This is a genomic window from Emcibacteraceae bacterium (assembly GCA_041396985.1).
In the GTDB taxonomy this organism is placed as follows: Bacteria; Pseudomonadota; Alphaproteobacteria; order Sphingomonadales; family Emcibacteraceae; genus Pseudemcibacter.
Genome location: JAWKXO010000001.1, coordinates 863729 through 883067 on the forward strand (window position 1 = coordinate 863729; position 19339 = coordinate 883067).

General features: G+C 42.2%; 20 protein-coding genes. 6 read left to right on the forward strand and 14 right to left on the reverse strand.

Annotated features, from left to right (window positions below; translation table 11 throughout):
- The first annotated feature begins 32 nt into the window (after positions 1-32).
- Entirely contained in the window at positions 33-350 is a 318-nt protein-coding gene (locus R3D86_04180) for a chorismate mutase (GenBank protein ID MEZ5757397.1), read from the forward strand.
- A 4-nt stretch (positions 351-354) separates the two neighbouring features.
- Here the strand turns inward: R3D86_04180 and R3D86_04185 are convergent, their stop codons facing one another.
- Complete coding sequence (locus tag R3D86_04185) at positions 355-1071, reverse strand: NTP transferase domain-containing protein (protein MEZ5757398.1); 717 nt, start codon at positions 1069-1071, stop codon at positions 355-357.
- Positions 1068-2195: an inositol-3-phosphate synthase gene (locus tag R3D86_04190; GenBank protein ID MEZ5757399.1), complete on the reverse strand. Its 1128-nt coding sequence runs from the start codon at positions 2193-2195 to the stop codon at positions 1068-1070. The genes R3D86_04185 and R3D86_04190 overlap by 4 nt, the downstream gene beginning before the upstream one ends.
- Before the next feature lie 223 nt (positions 2196-2418).
- Here R3D86_04190 and R3D86_04195 point away from each other — a divergent pair, with 223 nt between their 5' ends.
- Positions 2419-2934 (forward strand): FKBP-type peptidyl-prolyl cis-trans isomerase, encoded by a 516-nt coding sequence (locus tag R3D86_04195; protein ID MEZ5757400.1) that lies wholly within the window; start codon positions 2419-2421, stop codon positions 2932-2934.
- 122 nt (positions 2935-3056) lie between these two features.
- Here R3D86_04195 and R3D86_04200 read toward each other — a convergent pair whose 3' ends face one another.
- The 5 genes from R3D86_04200 to R3D86_04220 form a co-directional block, all read right to left on the reverse strand.
- Positions 3057-3527, reverse strand: a complete 471-nt coding sequence (locus tag R3D86_04200) for an RT0821/Lpp0805 family surface protein (protein ID MEZ5757401.1) — start codon at positions 3525-3527, stop codon at positions 3057-3059.
- Positions 3528-3642: 115 nt separating this feature from the next.
- On the reverse strand, positions 3643-5025 hold the full coding sequence (locus tag R3D86_04205; protein MEZ5757402.1) for a HAMP domain-containing sensor histidine kinase: 1383 nt from the start codon (positions 5023-5025) through the stop codon (positions 3643-3645).
- Entirely contained in the window at positions 5012-5671 is a 660-nt protein-coding gene (locus R3D86_04210) for a response regulator transcription factor (protein ID MEZ5757403.1), read from the reverse strand. Before R3D86_04210 ends, R3D86_04205 begins: the two co-directional genes overlap by 14 nt.
- 3 nt (positions 5672-5674) lie before the next feature.
- Positions 5675-5986, reverse strand: a complete 312-nt coding sequence (locus R3D86_04215) for a hypothetical protein (GenBank protein MEZ5757404.1) — start codon at positions 5984-5986, stop codon at positions 5675-5677.
- A gap of 188 nt (positions 5987-6174) precedes the next feature.
- A complete protein-coding gene (locus tag R3D86_04220) occupies positions 6175-7203 on the reverse strand; it encodes an NAD(P)/FAD-dependent oxidoreductase (protein ID MEZ5757405.1) in 1029 nt (342 codons plus the stop codon).
- Between the two features lie 152 nt (positions 7204-7355).
- Between R3D86_04220 and R3D86_04225 the strand changes: the two genes are divergently transcribed.
- Positions 7356-8528 (forward strand): VanZ family protein, encoded by a 1173-nt coding sequence (locus R3D86_04225; GenBank protein MEZ5757406.1) that lies wholly within the window; start codon positions 7356-7358, stop codon positions 8526-8528.
- Here the strand turns inward: R3D86_04225 and R3D86_04230 are convergent.
- Complete coding sequence (locus R3D86_04230; protein ID MEZ5757407.1) at positions 8473-9843, reverse strand: VanZ family protein; 1371 nt, start codon at positions 9841-9843, stop codon at positions 8473-8475. The genes R3D86_04225 and R3D86_04230 overlap by 56 nt on opposite strands.
- A 124-nt stretch (positions 9844-9967) precedes the next feature.
- On the opposite strand from R3D86_04230, the gene R3D86_04235 reads away from it, so the two are divergent.
- Positions 9968-11107 carry a mechanosensitive ion channel family protein gene (locus R3D86_04235; protein MEZ5757408.1) on the forward strand — a complete coding sequence of 380 codons (1140 nt, stop codon included), beginning with the start codon at positions 9968-9970 and terminating at the stop codon, positions 11105-11107.
- 6 nt (positions 11108-11113) lie between these two features.
- Here the strand turns inward: R3D86_04235 and R3D86_04240 are convergent, their stop codons facing one another.
- Entirely contained in the window at positions 11114-12391 is a 1278-nt protein-coding gene (locus R3D86_04240; protein MEZ5757409.1) for an amidohydrolase family protein, read from the reverse strand.
- Positions 12392-12477: 86 nt separating this feature from the next.
- On the opposite strand from R3D86_04240, the gene R3D86_04245 reads away from it, so the two are divergent.
- Entirely contained in the window at positions 12478-13281 is an 804-nt protein-coding gene (locus R3D86_04245; GenBank protein MEZ5757410.1) for a hypothetical protein, read from the forward strand.
- A 1-nt stretch (position 13282) separates the two neighbouring features.
- Positions 13283-13855, forward strand: a complete 573-nt coding sequence (locus R3D86_04250; GenBank protein ID MEZ5757411.1) for a DNA-3-methyladenine glycosylase I — start codon at positions 13283-13285, stop codon at positions 13853-13855.
- A 10-nt stretch (positions 13856-13865) separates the two neighbouring features.
- Here R3D86_04250 and rodA read toward each other — a convergent pair whose 3' ends face one another.
- The 5 genes from rodA to R3D86_04275 are packed head-to-tail and all read right to left on the reverse strand — an operon-like array spanning position 13866 to position 19307.
- On the reverse strand, positions 13866-15014 hold the full coding sequence (rodA, locus tag R3D86_04255; protein ID MEZ5757412.1) for a rod shape-determining protein RodA: 1149 nt from the start codon (positions 15012-15014) through the stop codon (positions 13866-13868).
- The gene (gene mrdA, locus R3D86_04260; protein ID MEZ5757413.1) at positions 15014-16861 is read right to left on the reverse strand and encodes a penicillin-binding protein 2; all 1848 of its coding nucleotides are present in this window, start codon (positions 16859-16861) and stop codon (positions 15014-15016) included. Before mrdA ends, rodA begins: the two co-directional genes overlap by 1 nt.
- A complete protein-coding gene (gene mreD / locus R3D86_04265) occupies positions 16862-17368 on the reverse strand; it encodes a rod shape-determining protein MreD (GenBank protein MEZ5757414.1) in 507 nt (168 codons plus the stop codon).
- Positions 17368-18228, reverse strand: coding sequence for a rod shape-determining protein MreC (mreC, locus tag R3D86_04270; protein ID MEZ5757415.1), 861 nt, complete (start codon positions 18226-18228; stop codon positions 17368-17370). Before mreC ends, mreD begins: the two co-directional genes overlap by 1 nt.
- A gap of 41 nt (positions 18229-18269) precedes the next feature.
- The gene (locus R3D86_04275) at positions 18270-19307 is read right to left on the reverse strand and encodes a rod shape-determining protein (protein MEZ5757416.1); all 1038 of its coding nucleotides are present in this window, start codon (positions 19305-19307) and stop codon (positions 18270-18272) included.
- Positions 19308-19339 lie beyond the last annotated feature (32 nt).

Consider the following 19339-nt stretch of genomic DNA (forward strand, 5'->3'; position numbering starts at 1 on the left):
TCGATTTAAGGAACCAGATAGGGGTAAATAAATTGAGCGATAATAAAAAACAGACTGCTGAAGAAACAAGAAACAAACTACTAGAATACAGAAGCAGCATCGACAATATTGATGCCGCTCTTATCTATATGCTCGCTGAAAGGTTTAAAATAACCCAGAAGGTTGGATTTTATAAAGCTAAACATAAACTTCCTCCCGCTGATAAATCACGTGAAAAAGAACAGATAGCGCGCCTGCGAAAACTTTCTGAAGATGCCCAGCTTGACCCGGATTTTTCCGAGAAATTTTTGGATTTTATTATTAAGGAAGTCATTCACCACCACAAAAAAATTCGTGGTGGTGAGAAATAGTTTTTTATAGCTTACCTTCGTTGACATAAACAATGGCTTTACCAAAAGCCATAGGGTCATCCACATCAAGCCATAGACGACCTTTAATGTCAAAAGTCCGAGCTTTATTCTGTGCGCCAAGAACATGCATTGCGCCGGTAATGCTTTCATCACCTTCTTTAAAACTTTGCTCAAGTGCATCAAAAATAGCAGGCGTACAGTAAAAAATACCTGTATCAAACGCATTATAATCGCGTATAATTTTACCAATATTCTTAATTTCTGTACTTGTACAGTTCACCCGTGTAACATCATCAAGATCAATTACCGGGTTTTCAATATTATAATCGACACATAAAGTAACTGTACCCTCATCATGTTTTGAAGAGATCAGGTCCTTAATAATTTCCGGGTCAAACAGATGATCACACATCGTAAGCACAAACGGGCCGTCAATATAATCCTTGGCAACAAAAACAGACAGTCCATTTGGACGCAACCAGTCATCATTGACAATATGTGTTATTTTAATATTTTCACGCTCCGCAAGTTCATCAAGAAAAGCGCGTACCTTGGTACCCCGATATCCGGTAACAATGTAAAAATCATCAAGTCCGCCAGCACGGGAATTCAGTATGACGCGCTCCAGAATTGGAACGCCGTCTATTTCTATTAGGGGTTTACTATCCCCTTTGTCCCTCATCCTGCTGCCCTGTCCGGCAGCTACGATTAAACATTTCACTCTGCAGCACTCACTGATTCAGTACGTGATTTGATAAATTGTTCTGTCATTTCATAAGCCTGATCGTCTGTAAACTGCACGGGAGGATGTTTACAGAAATAAGCGGACGCGGCTGAAAGAATACCCCCTTCATTATTCATCAGTGCCAGCTTACAGCAACGGATCATGTCAATGGCTACACCGGCTGAATTCGGGCTATCCTCAACACTGAGGCGCATTTCAAGGTTCATTGGAACACCGCCAAACAGGTCACCTTCCATACGCAGGAAACAAACTTTGTTGTCATTCTGCCACGGAATATAATCACTCGGTCCAACATGGATATTTTCATCATCAAGGCGTGAACCGGCAACAGATTGAACGGCTTCTGTTTTGGAAATTTTCTTGGATTTAAGACGGTCCTGATTTTTCATGTTAAGGAAGTCTGTATTTCCGCCAGTATTCAGCTGATAGGTACGCTCAAGCACCACACCACGTTTTGCAAACAGATCTGTAAGTGTTCTGTGGGTAATGGTAGCGCCGAGCTGTGCTTTAATATCATCGCCGATAATTGGCAAGTTTGCATCTTCAAACTTTTTAGCCCATTCCGGGTTGCTGGCAATAAAGACCGGCATATTGTTGATAAAACCAATTCCGGCTTCGAGGGCGCATTCTGCATAAAATTTTGCGGCTTCCTCTGATCCAACTGGCATATAGTTGGTCAGAATTTCAGCGCCGCTTTCTTTTAACTCACGGACCACATCTTCTTTTGTAGCCGATGGACGACCATCAAGAACAAAAGTACGATTTTCATCATATTCAGCCATATGCGGGGAAACACCATCAAGGATATTGCCCATTTTTACAATAGTGCCTGTCTTTGGGATATCGCCGTAAAATACTGTTGTACAGTTAGGTTTTTGGAAAATAGCTTCGTTTAGGTCTTTACCAACTTTACGGGCATCAACATCAAATGCTGCCACAACTTCAATATCACAGGGACGAAATCCTGCAACATCCCAGTGCATCAAACCCGGAACAATTTTTTCATTCCCGACACGCTCAGGCGTATAATAGTAAATTCCCTGAATAAGTGAACTCGCACAATTTCCAATACCAGCAATCGCAATTTTAATTTTCGACATTTATTTTACCTTTGTCTAATTCTTTTGTTGAATAGCTCTTCACATAAAAAGCCCATTTTCCTGAAAATTTTATATCGTATATTACATAATTGTGACAAGCGTTTAACAGTTACATGGAAGGTTGAGAAAAGGGATGATAAAAATTGAAACTTGGAACCGCCACATTTTTGCTTTATAGCAGTGATGTATTTAAAATAATTGAAATCATTTACGGAGTATTTTAATGCAACTCACCCTTAGCAAACTCGGTCAGTTCATTGCGGTTCCTCTGGCGGGAATTATTCTTATGTCATGTTCCGACCAATCAAACGACGAGACCAAAGTGTCTCAATCCTCTGAAACAATGGAGCAACCCATGACGGCAGAACATAGTTTTTTAGAAGAAAATAAAAACAGAGAAGGCGTCCACGTCACAAAAAGCGGCCTACAATATGAAATTATTACCGAAGGAACAGGTGAACGCCCCATGGCGACTGACATGGTAACCGTACATTACGAAGGCACCCATACTGATGGAACTGTATTTGACAGCAGTATTCAGCGTGGGCAACCAGCGGAATTTCCCTTAAATCGCGTAATCGCAGGCTGGACAGAAGGTGTGCAGTTGATGAAAGAAGGCGCAAAATATAAATTTTTCATTCCTTCAAACCTTGCCTATGGTGCAAGCGGGACGCCTGGAGGACCAATCGGGCCCAATGAAGATTTGATTTTTACGGTAGAACTTATTCGCGTGAATTAATTAAAAAAATTAGGTGGCCCCGATTAGCGTTTTGCACAAATTGTGAGGGGAGTGTTTATACAGAATAAACCGGGACCACCTAAACTCAGTTACTACAACTCAAACTACTCAAAAAATTCCTTTTAATTGTTGACTATTTTCCAGTCACCGTCTGGTTGACGGCATGCTTTACCATAAGCATTCTGGGTTTCACCACCGATCGTTACAGTTTGCTGAAACTCACGACAATACTGTCCTGAATCATTTTGTTGTGCCGGTTGGGCAATATAACTGCCTGAATGACCGTTATCCGGATTATACCAGGTGGAAGCCTGTCCTGATGGGTAAGTTTCCAGTGCAACCTGCTGTGCCTGATACATGGACTTCCGATCGGCTTCATCCAGTGAACGGCCAATACTGTTCCCGATAATACCGCCGGCTAGAGCACCTATAACCATGCCATTCCCTGTACCGCCACGGCCGTTATCTGAAATAGCCGATCCAACAAGCGCACCGCCTATGGCACCCATGAATGTTCCAAATCCTTCTTTGGAGCCTTGTTCACAGGCTGACAGTGTAAAAACACATAACACCAATGCTGTAACTTTTTTCATAACTCTTTCCTCACATAGATAACTAAAACTGTTTTCATGATTTCATACTAACAATATCAAACTGAATGAATTCTGAACATCAGGTTCAGCAAAAGATGTATTTTTGTTCATAATTCTATACTGATGGTAGAATTAATGTTGCAAGAAGCCCGCTTCCCGTGTCTGATTGCTTATTTTCATCCAGAATTATTTTCCCACCATAGAGGTCCGCCAAGTCTTTGACTATTGATAGCCCCAATCCTGTCCCTGGAATTTTTTCATCTAGGCGTCCTCCCCGGGCGAAGACAGCTTCTCTGGCTTTTATATCTATACCCGGGCCATCATCACAAATCTGAATTCTTATATTTTGACCTTCTTTAAAACATTCAACGGTGATATTTCTTCTGGCCCATTTGGCAGCATTTTCCATAATATTGCCAACCATCTCTTCAAAATCATTAAGATCGCCTTTAAAGACCAGGCGCTTTTCTTCCATTTCAGTCTTTACAATAATATTCTTATCCGGGTGAACTTTATTTAATGCACGTGCAATATTATGTATGGAGGGCATAATCTGGCTATGACTGCTGATTGTTTTAACATTCGCAGCCATCCGAGCCCTTTTTAAATAATGCTCAACATATTTGTGCATATTCTCGGTTTGCTTGGCGACCGTTTCCGACATTGGTCCATCATTCATTCGGGCCTCATTTCTTAATACGGCAATGGGCGTCTTAAGGGCATGTGCCAAATTTCCCACTTGAGTCCTCGAGCGCTCTACAATTTCATTATTATGGTCAAGCAATGCATTTAATTCATCAGCCAGTGGCTGAATCTCACTGGGGAAATCTTTCGGTAAATATTCCTCTTCGCCATTTCTGACTTTACTAAGCGATTCTTTAATATGGCCAAGTGGTTTTAGGCCGAGAAAAACCTGAAGAAGCGATGCCGCAATAAGTCCCGCACCAAGGGCCCCCAACCCGACCAGAAGGATTTTGTCGAAACGATCCGCCTGTTCATCAATTTCAGAAGTATCAATAGCAACAGCAAAACGGTAAATTAAATCACTTCCCGGCAATGTCACGTCACGCTCAACTAAACGCAACTGCTGTTCTTCCGGGCCTGATGTAAACCGATATCTTGTCCTGTTTACAGTTTGATCAAAATTGACGTCGAGGCTGACATCCCATAACGACCTTGATCTTACCGGACTAAATCCTTTCGGGGCAATCTGCCAATACCAACCGGAATAAGGTTGCTCAAACCTCGGATCAACCATTGGCCTGGATAAATTAACCGTTGTTGACGTATCATCCGAGCTTATCCCGATCAGATTTTCGAGCAGGCTGTTCAGGCGTTCATCAAAATTTTGTTCAAGCGTATCACGAAAAACAAGGGAAAGCAGATACCCTCCAAGAACCAATGCCAGTGCTGTCCAGATAACAGAAATAGTAACCAGTCGCACCCATAGCGACCGCCTTCTTCCTGTTCCTGTTTTTTGAGCTTCATTCAGCGTCAAGCTGATACCCCAGTCCTCTAATGGTTTTAATAATATCTATTCCGATTTTCTTTCTGATCCTGGTGACAAATACTTCTATTGTGTTTGAATCACGATCAAAATCCTGATCATAAATATGCTCTGTCAGTTCTGTACGTGAGATCACTTTATTCGGGTGATGCATCATGTAAGACAGCAGCTTATATTCCTGTGCCGTCAGTTTTATGGGCACGCCATTTACCGTTACTTTTGAGGAGGCACTGTTTAATGTCAGGCCCTTAATTGAAAGTTCCGATGAACTTTGACCAGCCGCACGCCTTATTAGTGCTCTGATCCTTGCAAGGATTTCTTCAATCTGGAATGGTTTGGGAACATAATCATCTGCTCCTGCATCTAAACCGGCAACTTTCTCGGACCAACTGTCGCGTGCCGTTAAGATCAATACCGGTGTATCAATGCCTGCCCCGCGCCATTTCTTTAAAATACTGATGCCGTCCATGACTGGTAGCCCCAGATCAAGAATTATGGCGTCATAGCTTTCTGTCTCTCCAAGAAAATGGGCATCCTCCCCATTCAGTGAAGCATCAACAGCATAACCCGCATCCTCCAAAAAACTTTTAAGTTGGCGCGACAAATCCGGATCATCTTCCGCCAGCAACAATCTCATATTTTACCCTTTCACATCTACAATTTGTGCGCTTTTAGCATCCACTTTTATGGAGACCAGCTTACCTGCGTCTGTTAACACTTTTACGTCATATAGATAATTCAATCCTTCTCTTCTGGGAATGAGAAGCTGAACATCAACGATCCTGCCCGGATATTTATCTCTCACCACTTTTCGGATTTCTGAAAGAGACAGTATTTCACCACTGATTACTTTGCCGGGAAGGTCATCATGTCTGGAAAAAGAATCCGGTATACGTCGGGCGGGCTGAGGAATTGATAAAGAATTCGGTCCAATTCTCCGTTGTCCAGGCACCTCAATAGGCTCCTGTGCATTGCCGGATATTGGAATGATTATAGAACAAACCAAAATCACGTATATGTACAAAGTGATTCTTTTCATGATCGAATACTAGTGGCGACCTGCTTAATATAGGATGAATAGGATTGAATTCCTACTCATCAGCTGTTGACCCCAATAGTTTAACGTTTTGAATATTATGATTATACGCCCAATCTTTCCTGAATTGCTGTATTTGTCGTTGTATAGCCCGTTGTCATTTTACGGTCCGGAAATGCATATTTGAATGAAGCATGACACATAACAGCCGCTTCATAAAAACCCGTCAATATCAATTTTATCTTTGAAGGATAGGTACATACATCTCCAATTGCATAAATTCCTTCCACATCAGTGGCAAAAGTTTCTGTATCAACCGTTATATGCTTACGATCAAGATTTAAACCCCATTCTGCGATTGGGCCAAGAGTTACTTTTAATCCCAGAAAAGGCAAAAGATAATCGCAAAAAACCTGGTGAATTTCACCTTCTGCGGTTTCAACCTCTACACTGCTGAGCTGGCCATCTTCGCCATTTAATTTTGTAATATTTCCTATGATAAAATCCACTTTTCCTAACGCAACCAGTTCTTTAAACTTTGTTTCAGAATCTGTTGTAGCCCGAAAGCCCTCACGACGGTGGATAAGGGTTATTTTTTTAGCCAGGGGTTGAAGACCAAGCACCCAGTCAAGGGCGCTGTCCCCCCCGCCAACAATGACCAGTTCCTTACCCTCATATTTATTCATTTTATGCACAGCATAATCAATGGACTTGTCTTCATACACTTCCAGATCAGGATAATTTGGCTTTTTTGGCACAAAGCTCCCGGCGCCAGCAGCCAGTACAATTATAGGTGCCTCAAGCACCTCTCCCCGACTGGTTGTGAGTTGCCAGTTATTGTTAGAAAGTTTTTTAAGAGCCTCAGCCTGCTGACAAAAATGAAATACCGGGTTAAACGGGCTTGATTGCTTTAATAGGTCATCAACAAGCTCCTGGCCGGTGACTTTGGGTCTGGCCGGGATATCATAAATTGGTTTTTCAGGATAAAGTTCAGTACATTGTCCTCCTGGTCGATCGAGATTGTCAACCAGATGACAGTTTAGCCCAAGCAGCCCCGCTTCAAATACAGCGAATAAGCCTACCGGCCCAGCCCCTATGATAACCATATCTGTTTCTACTTTTTCCGTATCCATAAAAAACTCCCATATTTTATTTATGATAAATAAACTATATTTAATTTTTCAGGCATAAATTGACTTTAACACACTTTAAGCTGGATTAAATTGAATTTTTTCTACAAATTAGAAACCGCTTAATTTGATCAGATCAAAACAAAAGGGTTATTATGAAAGGATTATTCCTTTTCAGCATTTTTGTAATCATTTATGGATCTCTATTTCCTTTTGACTTTCATTATGTTGGCTGGCTTGAAGAGGGACGATATGCATTCTTCTCACACACACTGTCTGAAGCTGAATTGCCTGATATATTAGGGAACATTATACTTTTTATGCCATACGGCTTTGCCGGCAGCGAGCTTATTTCAAGAAATCATAAACAAAAAGAATTTTATCTGGCCCTTTTTTTTATTGGTATTATCCTCGCCATTTCACTGCAGGTCTTGCAGGTTTACTTGCCGGGCAGGGTCCCTGCCCTTTATGACGCCGTCTGGAACAGTGTGGGATTATTTTTTGGTGTCGTTTTTGCAAGGGTCATGCGCATAAAATTTCCCGGGATTTTGGCTTCTGACGACAGAATGGCCCTTCTCGCACTGATTATTTCCTGGATCATTTTCTTGCTGGTTCCCTTCTTTTTTGAGTTTAATATGGGAATCCTGAAAGAAAATATTGCCATCCATCTGAACATAAACGAGCATCGATTTGCCAATGTTATATTCTACGTTGCCATCTGGATTACTTATACAAAACTGATTGACGAAATTCATCCGACTAAAAGAAATATTTTTCTCTCATTGGAATTTTCAGTCATTGTTATGCTGTGTGCCAAAATATTCGTTTACCGCGATTTTATAGAACCTGAACTGCTATCTGGCGGAATCATAGCAATTATCCTTATGCGCAGTCATCTCTTTGATATAATCAGCCCCTATAAAATGGCCGCTCTGATCCTGGTGCCCGTCATGTTTTATAACAGCCTTTATCCGTTCGAATTTTATTCAAATCCTTTTAAGGAATTTATGTGGATACCGTTTTCAGAGCTATTCTCCGATGATATGCTGCCGATAATCCGTACGGTGTTTTACAAGGTATTTGCCTATGGGGCGATCGTCTGGACCCTTTATAAAAGTTTCCCAAACGCAAGATGGATAAATTATTTCTGTCTTATTTATGCAGGTTTAATTGAATATTTGCAGCATTTGACCCTAACCCGCATCGGCGGACTGACAGAGCCACTTATTGTCCTTTTTCTAATCACCTTCATTCATCAAAAACCAAAACTATTCAATCTTTATCAGGATGCAGACCTTCCTGCTGATTTAGATCCGAAGAAACCTTAATGCCATCATTCACCATAAGCAGGATATAATATCCCAGCGGCAATGCAAATGCAGAAATAATGACGTTAGTAATGTCAGGAATTCTCTCTCCCCAACAAAGAACAATAATCTCAAACAATAGCGCGATGCCTGCCCCTATTTGAAAAAGCTTCAGAAAATGTCTCCGTTTTTTCCGGTGACCTTCAATATCCTGTAGCGCGATAATTGCTCCTATGGGCATAAAAATTACAAAGTTAATCAGAAAACTGAGCAGAGCTTCACCGCTTCCAACATCCACATAATATCTGAAGGGCAAGAAACTGGTTGTTTCAATGACACTAAAGATGCGGTCAACAGAGAATGGATATTCAAAACTCATTCCCTTTAATTTTAAAACGGCATAAATAAAAACCGGCAGGATTGCGATAAAAAGTAATCTTAACTTTAAAGCCAGACTTATCAGCGCTTCCAGCGACATAAATCTTGCAAAATACAATCCAAATGAAAAACCAAATATTTTACAAAAATAAGACAGCAGAGAACTTTGTCCAGACATTTCAAAAAACTGCAAAATCTCCAGAATTAGCAGGATAAAAGCATATTTGATGACTGTAGCACTGTTACTTTTCCGTTTAATTCTGTTTGAATATTGGTAAATCATCCCTAGGGGGAAAAGTAACAATATTGAAGCAATAAGTGATATAATGCCTATCTGTCTATCTGCTGCACTTTCAAATAAAGGCACTCCTTTTGTTGCAAATGCCACTTCCAGCTGAAGGCCATTAATAAAAAAATCAAATGGAAACAAAATAATAATGATAACAAATGCCAGATAGAGTTTTCTGACAAATTCAATTGGCATCTTTTGGTTTTTAAGAAAATATCTTAAAGCATCACTTGAAAACGTACCAAAAAATTTCCAGAGTATGAAACCAAAAAACAGTCCCGCCAAATTTGCATATATATCTTCAAGTGAGGTTCCTCTGGAACCGATAAACATCTGGCAATATTCAACCAAAAAGCCAAAGACTATTATTGCACCATAAATTATTAGCCAAATTTTTTTCTGTCCTTTGATTTGTGCATACATACTGGCCACAAAAGTCAGTAAAGCGGTAAAAATAATATGAGCTATCCATTGCCCCTGTTCCTCACCGGTTGGTGAATATTTTAATGTTTCAATAAAATCTATTAAAGAAACACCACGTGGACTGGATATAATATTATAAGGGAGGAGTGCCGCATAAAAAATAAAGAGAAAAATCAGACTTGTCGCATTGAGTAATAGCCTGGCAATTTTTTTGTCTATGTCCTGCTCGGTCGAATGATGATCCATGTTTTGGTATTGCCCAAATGTTTTTTGCGAGAGTTAATATTTATCATAAAAACCTTAACTCACGCTAATTTAGTCTATATAGTGAATAAGATACAGATTATTTTTTTGAACATTTTTTTAAGATATGACGATAAATTCATTTCAGGACTTTTGGCTACTCGTTGTAGATGTCTGGCAAAATGGCGTTTACGGCGTGGCCGTCGGGCAAATGCTTGCGGCGGTTTTTCTTTTTTTCACTTTTTTGCTTCTTCGAAATGTATTCAGCAGGATTGTTATTGGCCGGCTAAAAGTTTTTACAAAAAAGACTAAAAATACAATTGACGATCAAATAATAGAGGCTACAGAAGGTCCATTAAGCTTTCTGCCTATCGTGCTTGGCGTATTTTTTGCCACTGAACTGCTTGATTTAACTGGAAATCTCGCTCTTGGAGCGGCGAATTTAAATCGGTCTCTGATAACTTTTACTATTTTCTGGGCTTTTTATAAAACCATCGGCCCGATCAGCCTGACCTTCGGCCGGTTAAAAGAAATTTTTTCGGAAAGCATGATTGACTGGCTGATAAAGGCCATGCGGGCATTGTTTATTTTCCTTGGCGCCGCATCAATTCTCGAAATCTGGGGCATTCAGGTCGCACCACTAATTGCCGGTCTTGGTCTTTTTGGCGTTGCTGTTGCTCTTGGCGCTCAGGATCTTTTCAAAAATCTCATTTCAGGTATTTTCATCATTGCCGAACAACGATTCCAACCTGGAGACTGGATTAAAATTAACGATATCGTCGAAGGCACGGTTGAGAGTATAGGTTTTCGGACAACCACAATTGTACAATTTGACAAGGCCCCTGTTTATGTTCCCAATTCAAAACTTTCCGATAATGCTGCCATCAATTTCTCCCGCATGAGTCATCGCCGTATTTTCTGGAAAATCGGCCTTACTTACAGCACAACAATTGAGCAGCTCAAAAACATACGTGCAGAAATCGAAGAGTATGTAATGAAAAATGAAGACTTCGCCAAACCGCCGGAAGTCTCTACTTTCGTCCGCATTGACAGTTTTAATGATAGCTCGATTGATTTAATGCTTTATTGTTTTACGAAAACGACAGTCTGGGGCGAATGGCTTGAAATTAAAGAGAAACTGGCACTGGCCATCAAGGATATAGTCGCCAGAAATGGTAGCAGCTTTGCTTTCCCAAGCCAGTCCATTTATATAGAAAATTTTCCGGAGAATACTGACACGGATAAACCTGAAATTTTCCCTGTTTAATTGACTTTAAACTTCCTCATAAGGCTTATAATTATCAAAAAATTTAAGGGTTTTTCCTAATGGTTCGGATATAATTTTGCCATTCTGCATGACTTCCTGACCGCGTATGATGGTTGATGTGACCTGCCCCGTTAATTCACTGCCGGCGAATAAATCCCAACCGCATGCCGTTTCAACGTCTTGGTCTTCATATATCCACTGACTGTTCAAATTCACCACAGTAAAATCCGCATCATACCCAACGGCTATACGTCCCTTAGAGGCAATGTTAAAAACACGGGCCGGGCCGGCACTTGTAATATCCACAAGCGTCTGTAACGATAATGATCCCTTATTCACCTGATCAAGCATCAGCGGTATCATGGTTTGCACAGACGGCACACCTGATGCACAATTCGGATAGGACAGCTCTTTTTGTTCTGTGGTCTGCGGACAATGTGATGAAGCCAGAATTTCAACGATACCACCAGATAGCGCTTTCCAGAGACCGATGCGGTTCTCCTCTCCTCTTAAGGGTGGGTCAATTTTCGCATAATTCAAAAAATGATCATAGCAGCCTGGCGCAGAAAGAAGCAAATGGGCTGGTGATACGGCAACCGTCGCAATATCCTTATAAGCAGCCACCATCGCCATTTCCTTGTCTGTAGAAATATGCATGAGATGTATAGGACGCCCGGCTCCCCGGGCAATCGCCAGTATACGTCTTGTTGCTTCAACGGCCACGGATTCATCGCGCCAGGCCAGATGTGAGCGGATATCTCCCAGAGCGATCTGATTTTCGCGCTGATCAAGTTTTTTCTGATCTTCAGCATGTATGATAACCCGACGTGATCCGCTTCTTAAGATTTCCAGCAAAGTCCGGTCATCAGATACTCCCTCAAATTCACCAAACCTGGCCATGGATAGGAATATTCCGGCACATCCCTCCTGCTGCTCCAGCCCGATAAGCTGGTTTTTGTTTGTTGAGGTCGCCGGTTCAAAATAACCATAATCACAATAAAATTCTTTCTCAGGGGAAAGCTGACTGTTTATAAACAAAGCCGAAGTCACACCGCCCCTAACAGCGGCACGACTATCATTTCCAAGCAATTCGTTTATGTAAATTTCAGTATCTATAACGCCGGGCAAAATATGTTTCCCAGTGCAATCTATGATTTTTTCAGCTTTCAAATCGCCGAGGTCACCAAAGGCCACAATAATACCGTCCCGCACCGCAATATCAGCACGGTCCTGCCCGCGGTGCGAAACACATATCCCGCCCCTGATTATCAAATCTACCTGCACAATTTTTCCACTTATTTTGGCGCAATTTTTCTATTCACTACATTAAATAAATGCTAGCGTATAGCAATAATATTCAGGGACAATAAATGATCGAAATTCAGAAAAACAGGGCAATCATTACCTTATCAGGGCCGGAAAGACGAAGCCTGCTTCAGGGGATAATTACCAATGATATTGAACGACTAAATAGTGAAGCGGCCGTTTATTCTGCCCTGCTCACACCGCAGGGAAAATTCCTGTATGATTTCATATTATCTGAACGGGACAATACCATTTATATGGATTGCGAAGCTCAATTCCAATCCGCTCTTATTCAAAAGCTAATGATGTATCGTCTTCGTAAGGACGTTGAAATTCTCGACAGAAGCGAACAATTCTCCATTATTACTTCTGCCCAGCCGCTCGAAGAATATGAATTTTCATTTTCTGACCCCCGACTACCGGATCTCGGATACCGGGCCATCATTGAAACCATGCCTGTTGGTGGTGATGACAAGCCCTATCATCTGCGCCGCATCAAGCTTGGTATTCCCGAAGGCACACAGGACTTCATAATGGACAAAAGCACCATCCTTGAAGGTCATTTTGAAGAGTTAAAGGGGGTTGATTTTAAAAAAGGCTGTTATGTCGGTCAGGAAGTGACCGCACGGATGAAATATAGGAGTAAGGTTAAGAAACAAATGTTCCCTGTTACCTTATCCGGACCAGTCCCGCAATTCGGATCATTAATCATGGACGAAAATGGCAATAAAATTGGTGACTTAAGATCAAGCTGTGACAAAAATGCCATAGCATTATTTAATATAGAAAAAATGGAATTTGGCAGGGAGTATAGTTGTTGTGATATAAAAGTCACACCATTTATGCCAGGGTTTTTGAAAGATAAATGACATGAATAATAAAATCAGATGTGATTGGTGTGGTGAAGATCAACAGTATCAGGATTATCATGATCAGGAATGGGGTGTTCCGGTTTATGACAGTCGGGCTCTGTTTGAAAAACTTATTCTGGATGGTTTTCAGGCGGGCCTATCGTGGATCACCATCCTGAGACGCCGTGATAATTTTATTTCTGCCTTTGATCAGTTTGATCCAGAAAAAATCGCCGCTTACGATGAAAATGACGTGGAACGACTGATGAATGATACGGGCATCATCAGAAACCGGATGAAGATCGTTGCAACCATTAAAAATGCAAAATGCTATCTTGAAATGGAAAATGAAAAGCCTGGCTCTTTCAGTGACTTCATCTGGAGTTTCACAGATAGCAAGGTCAAACAAAATAAACCCAAAACCATGGGCGATATACCCGCCCAAAGTCTTGAATCCGTTGCCATGAGCAAAGCCCTTAAAAAACGTGGTTTCGGGTTTTGCGGCCCGACGATCTGCTATGCTTTCATGCAGGCGGTAGGCATCATCAACGACCATATTGTAAGCTGTCATCGTTACGAAAAATTAAAATAAATAACGCTTTTTAGGCGAAGGCACCGCCACGGGGGATAGACGTATCCTTGTGAATGGCCGTGCTTAAAATAAAGCCAAAACCAACAAGAAGTGTCAGCATCGCCGACCCGCCATAAGATACCAGCGGCAGTGGCACACCCACTACAGGGACCAGCCCCATCACCATGGCAATATTTATAAACATATAAAGGAAGAAGGTAATGACCATGCCGACAACCAGCAATCGGCCAAACTGGTTCTTGACACTCATACTCATAATCATGGCATAGCCAAGAAGAATGAAATAAAGGGTGAGCAAAGTAAGGCCGCCGATCAACCCAAATTCCTCTGCAATAACCGTGAAAATAAAGTCGGTGTGTTTTTCCGGCAAAAAGTTCAACTGGCTTTGGGTGCCCTGAATAAATCCTTTGCCGTAAACTCCACCGGAACCTAGAGCAATTTTTGACTGGATAATATGATAGCCCGCCCCAAGCGGATCAGTTTCCGGATCAAGAAAAGTCAGCACCCTTTGTTTCTGGTAAGGTTTTAGAAACTGCCATGCCCCAAAAGCCGCTGGGATCATCGCAACAAAGCTGACGATAAAAAGCCACATGCGAACACCCGCAACAAAGAACATGGCAATTCCACCCATAACAATCAGCAGGGTTGTCCCAAGATCAGGCTGCCTGAGCACTAAAACTGCCGGAAGTGCAATAAGTATAAGCGGCTTTACCAGGCTTTTAAGCTTGAGTGTGTCTTCATCTGATAGGCAATGAAAATAGCGGGCCAAAGCCAGCACAAGGGCTATTTTCATGAATTCTGATGGCTGAAGGTTCATAAAACCAAGATTAATCCACCGCTGCGACCCTTTACCGATTGTCCCCATAATATCAACCACCACCAGCATCGACAGCGAGAGAACGTAAAGCGGATAGGCCAGAAACATCCAGACCCTGATGTCAATAAGTGCAATGAAGATCATCGCCGCCAGCCCGATAAGAAAGCGGATAAGCTGGTTTTTGGCCCAGGGGTCTATGCTTCCCCCTGCAACTGAATAAAGCATGGCAAATCCAACACTGGCTACACAAACAATGATGAAGACAATGAACCAGTTCAGATCAACAAATTTCTGTCTGAGTGATTTTTGTTTATGACTACCAATTCGTGCTGAAAGGGGCATTATACGTCCTGCCCTCCATTCAGCTCATTCTGTTTTGCAAGATCCCGATCCAGCATATATTCGAGAATGTCACAGGCGATCGGCGACGCAACTGATGACCCGCCACCACCATGTTCAACAAGCACTGAGACAGCATATTTTGGCGCTTCAACCGGGCCGTAACCAATGAATAAGGCATGATCGCGTTCAATCCATTCCTTATCTTCATTCTGAATAACACCGGACTGCCGTTCCGCCATACTGATCCTGGTCACCTGTGTCGTTCCCGTTTTCCCACCAATTTTATAGTCTTTTTTTCTGCTTCTATGCGCATAAGCCGTTCCACGGGGATGGTTGAATACATCGCTCATACCCTGATCAACTATTTTAAGATTTTTTGCAGAAATGCCCATATCACCCGGAATGGTGATACCATCATCGTCATCATCAAAATAAATTTTGGGGCGTACGGCAATGCCGCCATTCACCAGCCGCGAAGTCATAACAGCCAACTGCAGCGGCGTTGTCGACACAAACCCCTGTCCTATACCAACATTAGCCGTATCGCCCAGCTGCCATTTGACACCCTGTGCCCCCATTTTCCATTCATTATTTGGATTAATGCCCCGGGCTTCACTCATAATACCAATATTAAACCGCTCTCCCAATCCAAAGCGGGCTGACATTTCATGAATTCTATCAATCCCCACTTCAATGGCAAGATCATAAAAGAATACATCGCAGGACTGGGCCAGTGCCTGGACAACATTGATCCGGCCATGTCCACCCCTTTTCCAGCAATGGGCAATGCGGTTTCCTATTCTATATTGGGAATTACAGAATTTGGTATCTTCTTCCGTAATAATTCCGGCTTCAAGCGCGGCAAGGGCAACAACCGTTTTAAAAGTTGACCCGGGAGAATATTGACCTGATACTGCCTTATTAATAAGCGGTTTTCTTATATCACCGCGCAGACTGTCCCATTTTTTCTGACTGATGCCATTATTAAAATCATTGGGATCAAAAGACGGAGTAGATGCAATCGCCAGAATTTCACCATTATGGACATCCATCACCACGATCCCCGTACTTTCATCACGCACACGGTTTGCAACATATTTCTGGAGATCAAGATCAATTGTCAGGCGTTCAGTTTTACCCGGAATACTATCCTGTCTGGAAAGTTCGCGAATAACCCGCCCCAAAACATTCACCTCAACTTTACTGTTTCCTGCACTGCCTCGCAATTTTTCATCAAGAACTTTTTCTATGCCGTTTTTACCAATTTTAAATTCAGGAAGCTCAAGAAGCGGATCCCCTGTCAGCTCCTCCTCACTTACCGGCCCAACATAGCCGATAATATGAGCAGCGAGTTCCTTTTCCGGGTATAATCTGCTGGTCCCGACATCAGGCTGAATTCCCGGCAAATCAGGCATATTTACATTAATGTTAGAAAATGTTTTCCAGTCCAGGTTATTGGCAACACTGATGGGCAGGAAAGATCTCTGTTTCTTCGATGCTTTAACTATTCGATCATTATCACTTGCAGAGATGGGGATAAATTTTCCGAGCGACTTTAAGGTATCCTGCAATTCTTCTGTTTCTTCAGGAATGACATTTACCCGATAATCAGTCGTGCTTGTCGCCATGGGATGGCCATTTCGGTCTACTATATCGCCCCTTTTGGGTGCCAGCAGACGCATACTGATACGGTTCTGTTCGGCAAGGAGTTCATACTGACTGCGGCTGATCACCTGAAGATAATACATACGTCCAACCAGAGCGGATGACAAAAGCATCATGCCGCCGGACAGAAGAGACGCCCGACGCGTATACATTTTCAATTTGTTTTTATCAGATGGCTGCATCTAACTAACCATTTTCTTTGTAATCCCGAGAAGCCAGGTAATCAGGGGATAAAAGGCAATTGTTAATAATATCTGGCCGATTATACCAATATAATCCAGAAAAACTCTGAAATAAAGGGAGACAATAATCCAGGTTAACGTTCCAAATCCAATGACAATCATTACAAACACAAACCAGTTGAAGAGAAAATCCCTTTCCAGAAAACGACGGCCCTGAAAAAATATAAATTGCTGCACAACAACAAGTAATAATGAGGTCAGGCCCAATGGGCTACCAAGCAATATATCCTGCAATATTCCAATCGCAAACACGACACTGACCGGCATATATTCGGGTTTGAAAACGCTCCAGTAATAAACGCCGATTAACGTCAAATAGGGCATAATATCACTGATAAGCGGCATATTATAGGGCAGGACCATTAAAATAATAAGGAAAACGACAGTGAAAAAAGGAATGACCGATTTCAATCCGAATGATTTTTCATTTGACTGAGAAATGCTCATCACTGATCTCCATTGTTTCCTGTTTCGCCTTTTTCTTCGCCTTGTTCCTGATTTAAAACAGGAAAACTGGCAATTTCGTAAGCGATCACACTTACATAATTTAAGCGGTTTAAATCAACGGCCGGTTTAATTCTGATTTCACCTATTTCCGTTACTTCGTTTACTTTACCGACGGCCATATCAGGTGGAAATACGCCACCCATACCCGAAGTCAGGATAATATCACCCACCAGCGCTTTTTCTTCGTTGGGCATAAAATTTATTTTGAGTGTCATAGAATTATCACCCGCCAATATAACATTAACACCTGACTTGGCAAATTTGACCGGAATTCTGCTGTTTATATCATTAAGAAGCAATACTCTGGCCGAATTGGGGGCAACATTAATTATTCTGCCGATAATACCATCCTCATTGACAACGGCATGACCTTTTTTTACCCCGTCATTGGTGCCACTGTTAATCAGCATGCTTTTAAAAAATGGGCTGTTGCTGTCGGATACAATTCTCGACGCTGTGATCGTGGTGACTGTACCATCTTTAATTTTAAGTAAATTTTTCAGACGGAGATTATCAACCTCAAGTTCAGTCGAAGCCGCAAGCTGGCTTTTAAGTTCCGCATTTTCGGCTCGTAGGAATTCATTGTCTGAATATACAACGGCTATATTTCTAAACCAATCCGAAAGACTTGATGTTGCTTCACGCGGAAAATCCACGACCTGAATGACAGGGATAAAAGTCGCAAAAATCTGTGCCCTGATTTCTTCAATAAGCCTGGTTTGACTTCGGCCGAATATAAGCAAGGCGATAGATGCAATAATAAAGAAGAAGGCAGTAAATCGCTGTCCAAACCCCTTCATAACTATCCTCTTTCTTTATACCGATACCGATCCCGTCTTAATTAATAAGAGTCGCTAAGAACATGTTTTAGAATTTCACTTTCCAGTGAACGGCCGGTTCCCAGGGCAACACAAGTCAGCGGTTCTTCAGCTATGATCACTGAAAGCCCGGTGGCTTTTCTAAGCACTTTATCGAAATCACGAAGTAACGCACCACCACCAGTAAGCACGATACCTTTATCAACAATATCAGCTGCCAATTCAGGAGGGGTTTGCTCAAGAGCAAATTTAACACCTTCAATGATTGCGCTAAGTGGTTCGGCAAGTGCTTCAGAAATCTGAAGCTGATCAATGACTATTTCTTTTGGTACACCATTCATCAGATCACGACCTTTGATCTGCATGGTCTGACCGACACCGTCTTCGGGTGCCGCAGCCGTACCGATTTCTTTTTTAATCCGTTCTGAACTGGCTTCACCGATCAGCAGGTTATGATTGCGTCGAATATAGGCAATGATCGCTTCATCCATTTTATCACCGCCAACACGGACAGACGCAGAATAAACAATCCCACCAAGAGAAAGAACGGCAACCTCACTGGTCCCGCCGCCAATATCAACAATCATAGATCCGGTCGGCTCCGTCACCGGAAGTCCGGCACCAATCGCGGCAGCCATTGGCTCTTCAATCAAAAATACGCGTCTTGCACCAGCTTCAAGTGCACTGTCACGGATCGCTTTTCTCTCCACAGGCGTTGAACCTGATGGCACACAAATGACGATTTGCGGGCTGGCAAAAATGCTTCGATTATGAACTTTGCGAATAAAGTCCTTAATCATGGCCTCCGCCACTTCAAAGTCAGCAATGACCCCGTCACGAAGCGGTCTGATGGCTTCAATATCACCCGGCGTTCTGCCCAGCATCATTTTAGCCGCTTCACCAACAGCCAAAACCTCTTTTACGCCGCCAGTCGTCTTGAGGGCCACCACTGAAGGTTCGTTCAGTACAATGCCCCGTCCCTTAACATAAACAAGTGTATTTGCTGTTCCCAGATCAATTGCCATATCTGAGGAAAACATACCTAAAATTCGTTCAAACATTCAATTTTTGCCTTTGCCGCACGTTTGCGGGT